At 46.1% G+C, this 15,642-nt stretch carries 14 protein-coding genes; 4 read left to right on the top strand and 10 right to left on the bottom strand.

What is annotated here, in order from left to right; all coding sequences use genetic code 11:
* Positions 1 to 59: 59 nt before the first annotated feature.
* From P3L47_RS14175 to P3L47_RS14160, 4 genes are all read left to right on the top strand, one after another.
* Positions 60 to 1,784, top strand: coding sequence for an ABC transporter ATP-binding protein (locus P3L47_RS14175; RefSeq protein WP_277781219.1), 1,725 nt, complete (start codon positions 60 to 62; stop codon positions 1,782 to 1,784).
* Between the two features lie 3 nt (positions 1,785 to 1,787).
* On the top strand, positions 1,788 to 3,554 hold the full coding sequence (locus P3L47_RS14170; protein ID WP_277781218.1) for an ABC transporter ATP-binding protein: 1,767 nt from the start codon (positions 1,788 to 1,790) through the stop codon (positions 3,552 to 3,554).
* A gap of 80 nt (positions 3,555 to 3,634) precedes the next feature.
* Positions 3,635 to 3,898 carry a hypothetical protein gene (locus tag P3L47_RS14165; protein WP_277781217.1) on the top strand — a complete coding sequence of 88 codons (264 nt, stop codon included), beginning with the start codon at positions 3,635 to 3,637 and terminating at the stop codon, positions 3,896 to 3,898.
* Complete coding sequence (locus P3L47_RS14160) at positions 3,888 to 4,226, top strand: type II toxin-antitoxin system RelE/ParE family toxin (protein WP_075557049.1); 339 nt, start codon at positions 3,888 to 3,890, stop codon at positions 4,224 to 4,226. The genes P3L47_RS14165 and P3L47_RS14160 overlap by 11 nt, the downstream gene beginning before the upstream one ends.
* Positions 4,227 to 4,315: 89 nt before the next feature.
* Here P3L47_RS14160 and P3L47_RS14155 read toward each other — a convergent pair whose 3' ends face one another.
* The 10 genes from P3L47_RS14155 to P3L47_RS14110 all read right to left on the bottom strand — a co-directional run bounded on the left by P3L47_RS14155 (position 4,316) and on the right by P3L47_RS14110 (position 15,642).
* Positions 4,316 to 5,044: a nitroreductase family protein gene (locus tag P3L47_RS14155; protein ID WP_277781216.1), complete on the bottom strand. Its 729-nt coding sequence runs from the start codon at positions 5,042 to 5,044 to the stop codon at positions 4,316 to 4,318.
* Positions 5,045 to 5,090: 46 nt separating this feature from the next.
* Positions 5,091 to 5,690 (bottom strand): DUF1062 domain-containing protein, encoded by a 600-nt coding sequence (locus P3L47_RS14150; RefSeq protein WP_277781215.1) that lies wholly within the window; start codon positions 5,688 to 5,690, stop codon positions 5,091 to 5,093.
* Positions 5,691 to 6,053: 363 nt separating this feature from the next.
* Positions 6,054 to 6,539: a hypothetical protein gene (locus P3L47_RS14145; RefSeq protein WP_277781214.1), complete on the bottom strand. Its 486-nt coding sequence runs from the start codon at positions 6,537 to 6,539 to the stop codon at positions 6,054 to 6,056.
* Positions 6,540 to 6,646: 107 nt separating this feature from the next.
* Positions 6,647 to 6,928, bottom strand: coding sequence for an HU family DNA-binding protein (locus P3L47_RS14140; protein ID WP_122362706.1), 282 nt, complete (start codon positions 6,926 to 6,928; stop codon positions 6,647 to 6,649).
* A gap of 115 nt (positions 6,929 to 7,043) precedes the next feature.
* Positions 7,044 to 7,886 (bottom strand): Rpn family recombination-promoting nuclease/putative transposase, encoded by an 843-nt coding sequence (locus tag P3L47_RS14135; RefSeq protein ID WP_277781213.1) that lies wholly within the window; start codon positions 7,884 to 7,886, stop codon positions 7,044 to 7,046.
* A 479-nt stretch (positions 7,887 to 8,365) separates the two neighbouring features.
* Positions 8,366 to 10,957, bottom strand: a complete 2,592-nt coding sequence (locus tag P3L47_RS14130) for a BACON domain-containing protein (RefSeq protein ID WP_277781212.1) — start codon at positions 10,955 to 10,957, stop codon at positions 8,366 to 8,368.
* Positions 10,958 to 11,002: 45 nt separating this feature from the next.
* Complete coding sequence (locus P3L47_RS14125; protein ID WP_277781211.1) at positions 11,003 to 12,166, bottom strand: BF2992 family fimbrillin-A clan protein; 1,164 nt, start codon at positions 12,164 to 12,166, stop codon at positions 11,003 to 11,005.
* A gap of 25 nt (positions 12,167 to 12,191) precedes the next feature.
* On the bottom strand, positions 12,192 to 13,307 hold the full coding sequence (locus tag P3L47_RS14120; RefSeq protein ID WP_277781210.1) for a fimbrillin family protein: 1,116 nt from the start codon (positions 13,305 to 13,307) through the stop codon (positions 12,192 to 12,194).
* Positions 13,308 to 13,328: 21 nt separating this feature from the next.
* Positions 13,329 to 14,624, bottom strand: coding sequence for a fimbrillin family protein (locus P3L47_RS14115; protein ID WP_277781209.1), 1,296 nt, complete (start codon positions 14,622 to 14,624; stop codon positions 13,329 to 13,331).
* A 43-nt stretch (positions 14,625 to 14,667) separates the two neighbouring features.
* Positions 14,668 to 15,642, bottom strand: coding sequence for a fimbrillin family protein (locus P3L47_RS14110; RefSeq protein WP_277781208.1), 975 nt, complete (start codon positions 15,640 to 15,642; stop codon positions 14,668 to 14,670).

The raw sequence follows: 15,642 nt of genomic DNA, 5'->3' as shown, positions 1-15,642 counted from the left end.
ATTTCAGAAACCCGAAAACATATCATTTCCCAATTATGTTCTATCTTTGTAATAACGATATGGGAAAATACTGGCAAATTCTTAAACGATATAAAGTGGGATTGTTGATCAGTCCGCTTCTTGTACTGATCACTGTGCTGTGTGAAACGGTTCAGCCGATGTTCATGGCTGAAATCATTGACAATGGGGTCATGCCGCGTGACCTGTCGGTTATTACCCGGATCGGGACCTATATGGTGTTGGTATCCGTCGGGGGATTATTGGTCAGTATTGTGAATACTTACATTTCTTCCCGCATCGGAATCGGCTTCGGTACAGATCTACGGGGAACACTCTTCAATAAAATACAACAACTATCCTTTTTCGATATCGACAAATTCAGTTCAGCTTCGCTTGTCACAAGGCTTACTAGCGATATATCCCGCATACAGCAGATCGTTCTGATGTCGATGAGACTTTTATTACGCTCTCCACTGATGCTCATCATGGCCGTTTTCTTTGTCGTCAGTATCAATAAACAACTGGCGTTGGTCCTGATAGCAGCTATCCCGATCCTCGGAGGAAGTGTATACCTGATCCTGAGCAAAGGATTTCCTTATTTCCTGAAAGTACAACAAAAAGTAGACCAACTGAATGGCGTGGTCAGGGAAAACCTCATCAATATCCGTGTTGTCAAATCTTTTGTCAGAGAAGATTTTGAGACGGATAAATTTGTCAAAAGCAGCGAAGAACTGCGTGATATGGTGATCCGTGCGTCCAACATCGTCGTTTCCATCTTTCCGGTCATGCAGTTAGTCATGAATTTATCCATACTGTCCATCCTTTGGTTGGGTGGACAAAAGGTGATGGACGGCGAACTAAAGGTGGGCGAACTGATCTCATTCGTCAATTACGTTTTCCAGGTACTAATGTCTCTGATGATGCTTTCCATGATCATCATGTCATATGCCCGTGCTTCCGCTTCCTCTAAACGAATCATGGAAGTGCTCAATACAGAACCCTCCCTGACAAACACCCGGGAAGGGCTTCAAAACAAACACCGGGTAGAGAAAGGAGAAGTAAGATTTAATGATGTCAGTTTCCGTTACATCGGTGGAGAAAATGACATTCTACAGCATATCAGCTTCCGGGCCGAACCCGGCGAAACGATTGCTCTGGTCGGTGCTACCGGCTCTGCTAAAAGTTCCTTGGTACAACTGATACCGCGGTTATACGATGTTACTGCCGGAGAAATCCGGATCGACAATATCCCGATAAAAGACTATAACCTGGATGAACTTCACCAGGGGATCGGCATGGTCCTTCAAAAAAACGAACTATTCACCGGAACGATCGTCGAGAACCTCAAATGGGGAAAACCCGACGCATCGATGGAAGAGATAGAAGAAGCCACCCGCGCCGCCGAAGCACACGATTTTATCCAGTCCTTCACGGACGGTTACAATACGTTGCTAGGACGCGGAGGCATCAATCTTTCCGGCGGACAGAAACAGCGTATCTGCATCGCCCGTGCGTTGCTCCGTAAACCTAAAATACTGATCCTGGATGACAGTACGAGTGCTGTCGATACAGAAACAGAACTGAAAATACGGAATAACCTGAATGCGTTGTTACACGACACGACTGTATTTATCATCACCCAGCGGATCAATACGATGCAATCGGCCGACCGGGTGATCGTACTCGAAGACGGCGAGATCAACGCCATAGGAACTCCGGATGAATTGATCGAAACATCTACCGTTTATCAGGAAATCTATCATTCACAACAAGTATTATTATAGGATATGGCACACGGAGATCATTTAAAAGAGAATGCAAAGCCTCGGAAAGGAAAGAAAACTTTCTTCCGGCTGATTTCATACCTGTCCTGCGACAAGCGGCTGTTGTTCGTGATCGGCTTTCTGATCATTGTCAGTATCGTGGCTAATCTATTGGGGTCATACATGTTGCGACCAATTATCAATGATTATATCCTTCCCGGAGACTTTCACGGATTGATCAGGGTCTTGGCTATCCTTGCCGCCATTTACCTGACAGGAGTCGCCGCCGTCTATATCCAATATATCCTGCTGAATAAAATAGGCCAGCGCACCGTCACCCGTATGCGTGCTGACCTTTTCCAGAAAATGGAACATCTGCCGGTCAAATATTTCGACACACACCAGCACGGCGACTTGATGAGCCGTTACACGAATGACATAGACAAGATCAGTGATGCACTGACCGACAGCCTGTCGGATATGTTGTCGAGCGCTCTTACCCTGATCGGTATCTTCAGCCTGATGTTATATATCAGTCCGATACTTACTCTGGTAACTCTGATCACCGTTCCACTAATGTTCCTCTTTGCCAAAGGGATCGTTCAGCGAAGCCGCAAATACTTCAAAGCCCAGCAGGAGTCTATCGGTACCCTGAACGGTTATATCGAAGAAATGATAAGCGGCCAAAAGGTGATCAAAGTATTCGGACACGAAAAGAAAGTACAGTCCGACTTCGATACGCTCAATGACGACCTGAAAGGCAAATCAGAGAAAGCTCAGTTCTATTCCGGTATGATGATGCCCGTCATGCAAAACCTGAACACATTGAATTACGTCTTTATCACGATTGTAGGTGCCCTACTCGCCATCTTTCGTGGTTTTGATGTCGGCGGTCTTGCAGCCTTCCTGCAATATTCCCGCCAGTTCGGACGTCCGATCAATGAATTGGCCAGCCTTTACAACAGTATCCAGGCAGCCATTGCCGGAGCCGAACGTATCTTCGAAGTGATCGACGAAGCACCGGAAACACCGGACTCCCCCGAAGCCATCGCTTTACAGCAGGTACAGGGAGATGTTTCCATGAAAGACGTTTATTTCGGATACAAACCGGAGAAAACGATCCTGAAAGGTATCTCGCTCCATGCCTCTGCCGGTTGTAAAATAGCATTAGTCGGTGCCACCGGAGCCGGGAAGACAACCATACTGAACATGCTCCCCCGTTTCTTCGATATCCAGTCGGGCGAAATTGCCATAGACGGTCACCCGATACAACTGATCAAACGAAACAGCCTGCGCCAATCCATGGCGATCGTTTTACAGGACACTCACCTGTTCACAGGAACTGTCCGTGAAAATATCCGCTTCGGACGTCTGGACGCGACCGATGAAGAAGTTGTACAAGCAGCCAAACTGACTGCTGCTCATTCTTTCATCAAACGTCTGCCCCAGGGATACGATACCCTGCTGGAAAACGACGGTGCCAACCTCAGCCAGGGACAACGTCAGTTGCTTAATATTGCTCGTGCCGCTATTGCCGACCCTCCTATCCTATTATTGGACGAAGCAACCAGCAATATCGACACCCGTAGCGAGATACTCATCCAGAAAGGTCTCGACCAACTGATGCAGGGACGCACCAGCCTGATCATCGCCCACCGCCTCTCTACCATCAGAAACGCAGACGTGATCCTGGTACTCGAACACGGACAGATCGTAGAACGAGGAAATCATGAAGAACTTCTCCGCTTAAAAGGGAAATATTACTCTCTAAATCAGGAGCAGTTCAAGTAATTTAATTGTATTTACCTATATATCATCCCTAAAAAAGTATATCTTTGTGAGAAGATTTATTTAATAGAAAGGAGTTATATATGACAGCAGTAGAATTAAGACTTACCCTCTTACAGGAAATTGCCACTATCCTCGATGATGAAGTACTCGTCAAAAAAGCTTTAACTTCTATCCGCCGTTTGAAACAAGCGACCTCCAATGTTGACCAGGAAGACCGGGAGCCAACCAAGGAAGAGATGCTGGATAGTATAAAAAATGGATTATTAGCCATTAAAGCTCGCAAGGATGGAAAAGAGACTAAGGGTATGTTCAAAGATGTAAATGAGTTACTCAATGAAATATAGGATAGACACATATATAGAGTTTGACAAAGAGTTCAAACGCTTGAGTAAAAAATACCATTCACTAAAAAGCGATCTGGCAGCACTAGTAAAAGAGCTTGAGCAAAATCCCACCCTCGGTGCCGACTTAGGAAACGGACTCCACAAAGTCCGTATGTCTATTGCCTCCAAAGGAAAAGGTAAAAGTCATGGAGCCAGAGTGATTACCCACACAGCAATTGTCAGTGTAGAAGACGGAGTAATCACTTTACTCTATATTTACGATAAAGCCGATCAGGATACTATATCAGATAAAGAATTAATAGATCTTATGAAGCGTTTTTTGTTATAACAAGACGAAGACTATCCATTCAACGAATAAGACAGTCTCCATCAAGTATTTATTTAGAAATAAAAAGGTTTATCAGTAAACGAGCAACCTCAAACCCTCCGATAAACATCCTCAAACGGCAACCTGCACCGTTCTCCCCAGATTCCTCTATTTCCGTCTCGTATTCCGCAGGGAATAGCCATATTTATTTCAGCCCCGTGAGGTAACTTCAGTACCTTTTTCAGCCGCCGGCTGTCCAGCCCTTCTAAAGGACAAGTATCATACCCTTCGTTTGCCATCGCAATCATAAACGTCTGGGCGGCAAGTGCACACGATTTATGGGCAACCACACGCACATCATTCTCAGATACTTCGAGCATCATCGGGCGGAAGATACTGATAGTATTAGCCAGCAGTTTCCTAAACAACCCCAAAAGCCCGAAGAACCGGGCATAAACAAACGGCATCAATTTCCCGTAGTATAATTCCCGGTCTTTGATACGTTTATCCTGACGTTCTTTCGGACTGTTCCGGCGAATATTCTCCCGTTCGAAATCGAGAACGAACCGAGCATGTTTTTTGTACAAGTCCCGCCGTACAACGAAAACAACGATTTGCGAAGCAGTCGAAGCCGCTTTTTGGTCGAGACAAGCTCTTGAAACATCCGCCAACAATTCGGGCTCCGTAATATGGTAAAACTCCCACAACTGCATATTCGAACTGTTGGGAGCCAATGTCGCCAGTTCCAGACAATGCTTCACCCTTTCCGGATCCATCGGTTTTTCTTTATCATACGCCCGTACCGAACGGCGGTAATTGAGGACTTCTTCTAAATTCATAATGCTGACTTATTTGATTAAAATACTTTTCTATATCACTACAAAATTAAAACATTCCCGCAATATGTTTGTTTACCAGCACAACATCTCCATCCTTTACTTTATGTTTCTTTAGCGAATACCCCTCAAGACTGAATATCGCTTTTGCCTCTATCAGCCGATTTAACTGATTTGCAGACAATCCTAAACAAATTCGAATGACAGAAGATAACTTTAACCCGAACTCAAAACGGGTTTGAATCTTGAATGTTACAAACTTATCATCCGCATTCAAGATATCATTTATCGAAATATCGTCATGCAATATCTCATATTCAACACTGCTATAATCTAACTCGACACTATTTTTTCGCCCTGTTTCGGAAGAAAAAGCATACTCCCACGCAAGTTCTTCATCGTTTTCCGAAAACTTACGAAATAACTCTTTCTTTATCTGTTCAGGTTTTGTGCGTGACAAAATCGTTAGGTTATATGTACTATCACATTCTACGCATCTATAAATCAACCAGACATCGATATTCCTTTTTTGCGCATTCATTCTGAATTTGTTACTACAATAAAACCGGTCGCAATTACAATGATTACATTTTCTTTTTAAGGCAGGAGTATTTTTAGGTTTTATCTCCCATATATATTCAGTTCCCATTTTTTATACTGTGCTTGATATTCTTTGAAATATTTGATTATGATCCACAGCATTACAGTTATAGCAAACTCAGAAGTCGCCATAAACAACCACATCAAAGGCCTATGCCCTTAAAGTTCAATGCTGTGAATGAAAAAAATTAAATAAGAAACCTGTTCAAGTAGGACTACTCAAACGAAAGAATTATCAGCCTGCGGTTTATGAGGCTAATATTAAGCCAGTATAAATTTAAGAATTGCTCCCAAAACGTGAATATTTATAATTTCGGAGCAAAGATAATGATTTATTGCTTATTTCATCCATATCACTCCATTTCTATATTAGCCTTTATATTCTCCGCACATTATGCGGTAAATACAGATATTAATACCCGCAAAACTCCACAATCGTCATCTTCCCCACCAACACCAATGCCTCTTCATAGGCAATCTCCCCTTTGCCAAGATGTCCGGCAAGTGTACCGATCTTGCCACAAATCTGGAAGCAGATCAGGACGGACATTGCGATATGGTTTACAGAGGTTTGTGCTGTGCGTTCGACAATTTCGGTTAGGTGGAGCATTCGAATAAACAAAACAGGGTAACGGAGAGGACAACGGAGGCAGGACATGACGGTTCTTTGCTGGATGAAGTCGACGTATGACTGGCGGTCGTGGATGATTACTTCCCGGATGAATTTCTGGTGCCTTTTGGGTAAGGTGGACCAGACGGTGAAAGCTATTTTGTAGATTTTTTCAAGGAAATGGTTACGACCTTCTTTCGACATTTTGTCGAGGCTTCGGTTAAAGACCTTTGCGTCCGGCACTTTTCCGTTGGGGAATAGTGCTTCTAATTTGTTTTGCTTCTTCATGATATTATGATAGGCGTTGAATAATTAATTGAGGGAAAGTCAAAAACAGACATTTAGGGACACAGAATAAAACCCATTATATGAAGATATCTGTGCCCCTATATTATCTATTTACTGGGGTTCAACTCTTCGAGTAAAAACTTTCCGGGTTTGAACTTGACACTTGTACGTGCCGGTATCATACATCCTTTGCCTGTTCGAGGATTTCGCCCCTCCCGTTCTTTTTGTTTCCAGGGAGTAAAAGCGCCAAAGCCTTGTAACATCACGGAAGTATCCTGTTTTATTACCTCTGTCAACACCTCCTGAAAGATATTGAGAAATTGTCGCGACTGGCATTGCGTAATTTGCATTTTCTCAGCCAGTTCATTTACTAAATCTGCTTTGTTCATAATTTTATTGTCTTTAATCGTTATATTCACGTGAGAGCATAAAAAAAGCCCTCAATATCTCTATTGTTCGAGACATTGAGGGTTTAAAGAAAAATATTCTTACAAAATAAATGTATTACAGCTTCGCTATTTCTTCGGAAGTCAAACCGGTCGCCTGCGAAATAAGCCGAATATCCAAACCTAACTTCTTCATATTGGCTGCAATTCCATAACGTTCTTCCATACGACCTTCCAGCTTGGCTCCGTCCAACGCATCATTCTGTATCATGATATCGCTGAGGTGTTCGTCGTAGGCGCGGCGTTCCTCATCGCTCATATTGTGATAGAGCAGCTTTTCGCGAGCTTCCTTCAAACCGGGAGCGGTGGTATCGGCACGAATCGTTCCGTCTTTCAGATATTCTATCCATTCCTCCAACGGAGTGACGGCTACCTGGTTGAATTCGTTCACACGAATCAGAAAGTACTCCGGAAAAATCTCCGCCGGCAGCTTATGCACCAGGACATCTTTCTCCTTTACACTCACCTCCAGACGATCCCCGGTATGTACACCGGTGAAGATATTTTGACCGTGATACAGATAATCGTTTCCCTTGCCGATATCGAAATAAAGAATATTTACGGAGTAAATTTTCTTCACCTCGTAATAACTATCACCCAAAGAGATATGCTCGGTAATGGCTTTCGCCACACCATAGAGGATACGTTCAAGGAAGGTCAGTTCACGTGTGTTCTGTACTTCCACGATGATGATCTCTCCTTTGCTGTTTTTAGCCTTGATATCTACCCGGTTGAATTTGTCGTCAAAGGTTTGCTGGTTGCCTTCACTTTCCAGCAGTTCGATGATCTCCACCTTTTCATCCAACAAGACAGTAAGTAGCCCTTCCAGCACACCGAAATTGGCTTTCTGCCGCAAAAGCCTCTTTATGGCCCAGTCGAAACGGATGTAATTATCTTTCATAAGGCGATACGATTTATACATTATATATATACATGCAAATGTAATCAATTCAAGGCAATATAGCCTGTAACCGCCATATTATTTTTCTTCAAACCCTCAATATGTCAAAGATCGCTTTTTATCAGAAATGAATCTGTGTGTTTCCATATCAGAACGTCAGCTCTGTCATTCCGGACTTGACCCGGGATCTCATCCTACACCATTTTTCAGTGATTAGTATGAGATGGCGGGTCAAGCCCGCCAGGACAGAAAGAGCGCCGCCTCCATAAAATAAAGGTTCACCTCTTTCTCTCTTCGATCGCGAAGCCCACTTGTCAACTGTCACTTGTCAACTGTCACCTGAAAGTGGTTTGGTAAATGCGCTTGATCGCTCTTTACCAATGGGCCAGTCTCTGCTTTCTCTGTCATAAGGGTATTCTATTGCCCTCCAAACCTCGGATCACAGACCATCATCATTCATTGAGTTAAGCTGGGCACAACTATCTGTCCCGGACACAGCGAATATAGTATGATTCAATATCGCGGGTCTTCACGCTACCGTCACCCATGTTTAATGCTTTGTGATTAGTATGGTCTTCGCAAACGGTACTACTAGTATAATACTCCCACGTTTTTTGAGCGAAATCAACAAAACCCTCTATAGCTTTTAATGTTGCGATATTTGCTCTTATCATAATTAGCTCATCAAACGTAGGTAAGCGCCATCCTCCTTCTTGGCTGGTACAGATTACACTAGCTCCAGACCATCTGGCGGAGCCTGCATCGCGCTTTTGAACCTCAATGTTACCGATGATAGGTTCCGTTATCGCTGATGCTTGTTCCACACTTATATTTGCTGTACGTATCGGGCTTGCGTCTGTCACTGTCACGATAAATGAACCTATAAGGGCACTACCATTATTGGTAGGAGCACTAAACTCTAATGTAGCTTCACCCAAACCACTGGTCGGATTTATTGTTATGCCATTATCAGTTTGGGGATTTATAGTCCACGGTAAACCTGGTGTGGCTGTAATTATACCGAAAACTTTGCCTCCTGCACTTGCTATTTTTTCAGTTGGCCCAACAACTTCAATAACTGAAGCTTCCTGTTGCACTGCGATCGTACCTGTCGGGCCTTCGGTTTCGTCTCCTACACGTACATTTATTGCTCCACTGCGCACACTGGAGTTTGGATTTACCGGGACAGTAAACGTTACATTTTGGGGTGCAGCCGTAGTCGTGCCTTCCGTTTGACCGGTCAGACTTATCCAGTTCACTTCCGACACTGCCGCTTTCCACGATAGACCGGAGGTCGCAGTAAACGAAGAAGTTGCTGCATTTGCTGCATTTGCCCCTTCGGCTGTTACTACAACCGGTTCAGCCGGACAAGTTACCGTAGAAGCAGCTTGCGTAACCGATATATTCTTTTGAAGATTATGATAATCCACACTTCCGATCGATTCTCCCCCTTCTACCGTTATATTGACGGAACGCTCCTTTGCATACGGGTTACTCGCCGTAGCTTTTACTATCAAATTCTGGCTTTCACCTGTGGCTGTATCATTACCGGTTCCCGGATTACTTGATGCCCAAGTTAACCAACTGCCATCCGACAAGACAGCACGCCATGGTAAACCTTTCGTTGCCGTAAAAGTAGAACTGCCCTCCGAACCGGAAACGGCACTTAGAGAAATCGAACCGCCAGCCTCCAAAGTCGAACCGTCCTGTACGATCTCTATCGTTTGTTCTTCACCCGTTATAGTAAGAGGAAAAGAAAAAGTACGGGTTTCCGCTTTGGGATTGGCTGTTTCCGCCTTGAACAGTAGTTGGGCAGGGCCTTGATAAGAAATACTACCACTTACGGGTACTGTAAGATTTTTATCTTTTACCTGTGCCGACAGCCAGTCCGGCAATTTAATCATCCATGGCTGTCCCGGACGAGCCGTGATCTGTAACTCCTTTTCACCGCCTACCCTCGCAGGCATATTACCCGGAGTGATCTCGACCGGAGGAATCGTACCCACCGTGATACGTTCGTCGGTTATATCTATACCCGCCAATGTGACATTCATCGTATAATGAGAGTTACGTTCGATATCGTAATTATTCTCATTACTGCCAGGATAAAAACGGAAACGGACATTCTCATAAGTCACTCCGGACTGCACCGCCTGACCGGTCAGTTCTATATAAGTGGCATTCGTCACCCCTTTACCCGTTTTCTTCTTATCTGACTTGACAGCATTCTCACCGCTTACCGTACCGGCCATATTCTCAGGCAGGTACCAATACATCGTAGCACCGTCCTTACCGGCAGTTCCGTTATATGTTTTATAAATCATATCGGCCGTCAACTGATTTACCGGAACTTTGATCTGATATCTGTCCGGTACGGAGTTCAATGTCACCGACGTTGGAGTAAATGAAAAATCTGTTCCTCCGATCAGATAGGCAAATGATATTTTTGCCACCAACCGCGTCAAATCCACATGGATATTTTCTACACCTCCCTCATCGATAGGACCACTCCATGAACCCACCATCCCGCACAATCGGTTTGAAGGCAGACCGTCTTCTTCTGATGAATACGTCAACACATGTTTCTGCAAAACTGCTTCGGTTTCGATCTTTCCCAGGTCACTGGTATTCGCTACAAACCAGATATGATGTTCCTTACCTCCGCCATCTTTCAAACGGACATCTACCTCGTTACCGGTTATTACAGAAAAATACTGGTTGAAGATACAACTGCCATCCGCATCATACTGGCCGATCCACAGGTGAGCGATCCCGCTTTCCTCCGCGTCAGGCAATGCTGTAGTTGCTTTTGTCACAACCGTATCTTTCGGATTTACCGGAATGGAATCCGTATCGACCGTTCCGTCGGCTGTAAACGCGATGCTCCGTGTCTGAGAATCCCGGTTCGCCAGCACATTCAGATGAAACGTCGCCTGAACCTCTTTACCTGCTTCGGGCAACTGCGGTCCATCCACTACTTCCGTTTGCGTACAGCCGGACAATAGATGAAAGACTGCCCAGATAAACAAACTAACAGGAAGTACGTTCCTTATTTCACTCATCCGTTCCATTCTCGTATTATTCTTAACTTGATTCTCATTCTATTTATTGACAAATTATTCTCCCTCTCCCCCTCCGGCTACCCCGCTCCAAATGATATTCTTCCAACTTGCCACAGTCATCACGATACCTATCCCCTGATGAATATCGGGGTCGGGATAAGGTTCATCGGGACCTCCCACATTTCCGTCCGTAAAAGGGACGGCATTCCATGCCAATACCCTCAGATTCAAACGGCTTTCGTCGTTCTTCACCTCCAGGGTGAATACATACCGTTTGCCCGCATCGAAAGTGATCCGTTTGTCGACGGTCGCTTTCAGGGTAGCTGTCTCGTCATCTCTCTGCACACTGATCTCCACTCCGAAAGGCCGGTCGTTTTTAGGAAGGATAACTCCTTTCACCTTGTTCAGTTTCATATTCTTTGGATCGGAACCCTCTTCCACAGGAACAAACTCGTCGCTACCGAACACTACCTCTGCCTCCGTTCCACTTCCGCCACCGGTTGGAAAGATTCCCGTATCCGCTCCGACGATCAGAGAGGCACCGGAGGAAGAGATATTGCTCAATACCAGCTTCGTTCCAAAGAGTTGTTTAAACGGAAGTGCGTTGCCCGGCGAAGGGGCGACATTGAACACTAGAAGCGCACATTGTCGGCGGAAGGTTTCCAGCTCCACCACACGCGAAGTACGCGAGATCGTGACCTCGCGGGCAAAAGAGGTCATTATGTCTTCCTTATGGGGAAGAGAGGGTATCGTATAACGATTATCGGTATCTTTCAACGGCTTTCGAGCGGGGGAAACGGCATAAAAATCATAAATGCCTCCCCTTACGATCAGTTCTCCGGCATTTCCGGGAAGCTCCGTTCCGGTATCATCCACCATACAGGGAGATAAAGACCCGTCCGCTTCCACCACATAGGTCACTTCAAACGAAGGGGCAGCCGTTGCAAAAGAAGCAGGAGCGGTAGACGTACCCGCCTCTCCCCTCAGATAGCCGCAAATACGCACTGTCGCACCTGCGGGTAAGAAGGCCAGTTCCGGAGCAGGCGTTACCGTTTCATCTGCACGGGTCAGGACGACCGGAATACCCAGATCGGGCTTTCCGAAACTGATTGCCACCAGCTGCGCCGTTTCCGGCATGTCCTCTACCGGACCGGCTGTGCAACCGAGCAGTAATCCACAAAACAGTACCCCTGTCAGATAGATCAAATATCGTTTCATGTTATAATGTTTTATGTGTGTTCCATTATTCTACCGGTATATCATATTCACCGCCATCATTCCAGCCTGCCACCCGGATATCTGTCAGTTCGATACCCTGCGCCTGCATACGGATATTGTAGATATAATTATATCCCTTTTCCCATTTGGCCGTAAACATGCCGGGATCCGTTCCACTACTCCCGGACGGCTTCATCGTAAATACCCGGCCATCATCCAGCGTCAGTTCCAATGTGACACCGGCACCCGTCACCGGAACAACCAACCCGAATGCCTGAACAGGCGTTTTATTGCCCTCTCCTGCTCCTGTTACACTTCCGATACCGCGCATATCGCCACCTGCCGTAAACACCAGTTGATCGACTGCCGTCAGCGTTCCTTCCAAAGTACCCGTCGAAAGGTTCAGTTTCGCTGAAGTCGACTTTTTAAATCCTCCGCTACTTTTCAGTACCACCTGTTTCACACGGCAACCGGCAAAAGCCTCTCCTTCCTCCGATACACGGAAACTCACTTTCGAGAGCGCATGTTGCATCAGAAGCGATACCTCCGGATGCCAGCGGTCTACCTGTTCCGCCGCCATGCAGTAGAGGTAATCGTCCTGGTCGGTTTCCCATTGCACATCGGTCGCGGCATCCACCGGGGTACCGCCGTCATTGAAGGAAAACTTTTGCTTATCCAGTACCTTGACACCGCTTATCGACGGCACTTTCGGAGTTCCCGAAAGCGACATGCTTTTCTCGGACGGGGCATAGGCATAAACAGTCCCTTTTTCCGTATACAGGCAGAGCGGCTCTTCTCCTTCCGCCAACTCCCAGGCAGGCGGCACAACCGTGGCATTGTAGGTGAACAGCTGACTTTTGACACTGCTCGCATAGAAACTGACTGCACCGCTGCTATTTTGTTTGGTGACGCATACCGCAACGGAGGTGAGCGGGTTCGGATTCTTGTCTTCCTCCCCCGGACCTCCTGTAACGACGCTCCGGGATTCCACTTCCACCCACATACCCAGACTTTTCACACCCAGAGGAGCACTTTCCTCCTTCTGCTTCCCGCCGTCGGGATGCATTACTTCCGCCTCCGTACAGGCTGTACACTGGAAAAGGAAGAAGACAGCCGAAAGTGTATATAAGAACTGTTTCATGGGCTTTGTTTTTAATGGTTTTTATAGCGGAATATCCGGCTGGTCGTCATCCTGCCACTCCTGAACGGTTACATCCATCAGCGTCAGTTTGTTACGACCGGCAGAGAAGGTGTACACACAGTTCGCTCCGGCAGTCCACTCATATCCGGGCAACGTCACTGTATAATCGACTGCCTGTTTACCTTGTTCTTGAAGCGTGATTACCACATCGATCTGGTTATCTCCGAAAGTAACAGGATACACAAGGCTGCTGACCGACCGCGAAACGACCTGTCCCGTCACCTGGGAACCGTTTGCTATAAATGCTTTTTCACTTTGGTCTCCTTCTTCTATCTGTCGCATCAGCGTATAGTTTGAAATCGTACGCGTCACGGAACCGGATATTGCATTTTCCGTTATCGCTCCATTCGAAAGGGCCATTTTTCCGTCTCCGGTCTTTAAAACGTCGCTTTCCCCATGGTTCTGTATCACGAACTGTTTGAAAGCCACATCGTCATCACTCAAATGACCGCCGTCGTACACTCGGAAAGAGATCATTGCCAGGCCGTGGTTCATATCCAGGTTGATCAGGTAGCCGGGGTTCTTTGTATCGTTATTCGTCGCACCGCCCTCAGGGTCGAAAGGAGTCTGCCCTTTGGCACGGCCGTTGTTCACATAACGTCCTTCCGATGCGAAAAAATACAGGTAGTCTTTTTCAGTAGCCTCGGACAGCTTGACATCGTTAGCCGCTAATCGCGAAGTCCAAGTTCCACCTCCAGCTGAACTCTTCCAGTACTTTTTCGCATTGTTCGTAGAGGCATCTATACTACCGGTAGCAAGAACTTTTACAGGGATTTTCAAGTCGGATTCACTGTTTATGGAAGAGGAGAAAGTATTTGTCGCATCATAAGGATAATAGGCATACACCTTACCGACTGCCTCCGTCAGGTAATAAGGGGCTTCTTTCGTTAATTTATAAGTATCTTTCTTTTCCTTGATCGAAATCCAGTTCTTTCCTGTTTCGTCACCCATATACCAGACATGGTGACCTGTATATTCTGTTCCGTCGGGAGTATACCAGCCGGTTACATCGCTGTTGGTCACCACGACTCCCAAACCGGGCGCAGCATTGTAATCGGTATAGGTAATCAGATCACCGTTCACCACCGATTTTGTTGACGCTTTGCTTCCGGCATCCACTTTCAAATTGGGAGTGATACCCAAAGATACCTGACCGCCACTACCCGGTTCAGGGTCGATTTCGGTTTCTGTTTCCGAGCAGCTCGTCGCTGTCAGAAGGGTTACCAACATAACCCACATTGTCTTAGTTGTTTTCATTTTCGTTTGTTTTAAAGTATTCATTGCATATTATTTAATCGTTTTATATCGGCATATCATTTTGTTCACGGTCTGTCCAGCCTTCTACACTGACGGAGGTAGTCTGTATCTGACTTTTATCCGTAAAGAAGAGTGTTACGACATGGCTTTTACCTGTCTGAAAGCCACTTTCGATATGGAAGGAGACTTCCGAAACTGTTTCATGTTCGGTTCCCCTGCCGTCTTTCGTTGTTGTTATCCGAAGGTGCAACGGGTGTTCTGCAGTTCCGTCCACCGGGGAAACCGGGAGCAGGAGATATCCTTGCGGTTCGGGAAGGTCTTCGCCGGATGTCACATCCGGGACCAGTAAGTTTGTTATATCCTGCACCGGGATATTTTTTATTCCATCATTCGACGATATATCGTTTAAACAGGGAGTTTCCTGCCCCAAATCCAGTCTCTGACGCGTATGTACGTCTAGCGCTTCGATCGTTTTTATTGTTCCCCAACCATCAGCACGGTCACTGTAACAAACCAAACGGACCTGTGTCAGTAAATGACGGAACGTACAGGTTTGTACCGGAACATATCCACTAGCCGTCAGGATTCCCGTTGACATAATATCCGTCGTTCCGTCAACAGTAAAGGCGACTTTGCCCGTTCCTGCAACAGCTTCCGACTCACCCTTTGCCGGATAATAGCCGTGCAGGCGGATACGGCGACCGTCCTCCGGGTATGACTGGGACTGGGCAAACACGATCGGACGGTTTCCCTTCCCGCCTCTTCGTACTGCTTCATATATACCCCATGTGCCATAACCTTCTCCTGGGACGGTCGTTTCATCCTGCCGGGCAAAGCAAACCTTTAAATCCTGTTCATAGCCGGAACCGATCACTCCGCGCGTTGACTCTCCGATCGCACCTTCCAGGCACACCGCGGTTTCCGGGACTGGCTCCGGAGTAGGATTGCTGTCTGAACAGGCGGCGAAGCCCGGAAGGATCGCGATGGAGATTGATATTGTGACTATGAAATTGTTCAT

Source organism: Parabacteroides chongii (assembly GCF_029581355.1).
Lineage (GTDB): Bacteria > Bacteroidota > Bacteroidia > Bacteroidales > Tannerellaceae > Parabacteroides > Parabacteroides chongii.
This window is presented reverse-complemented; position numbering and strand designations above follow the sequence as displayed.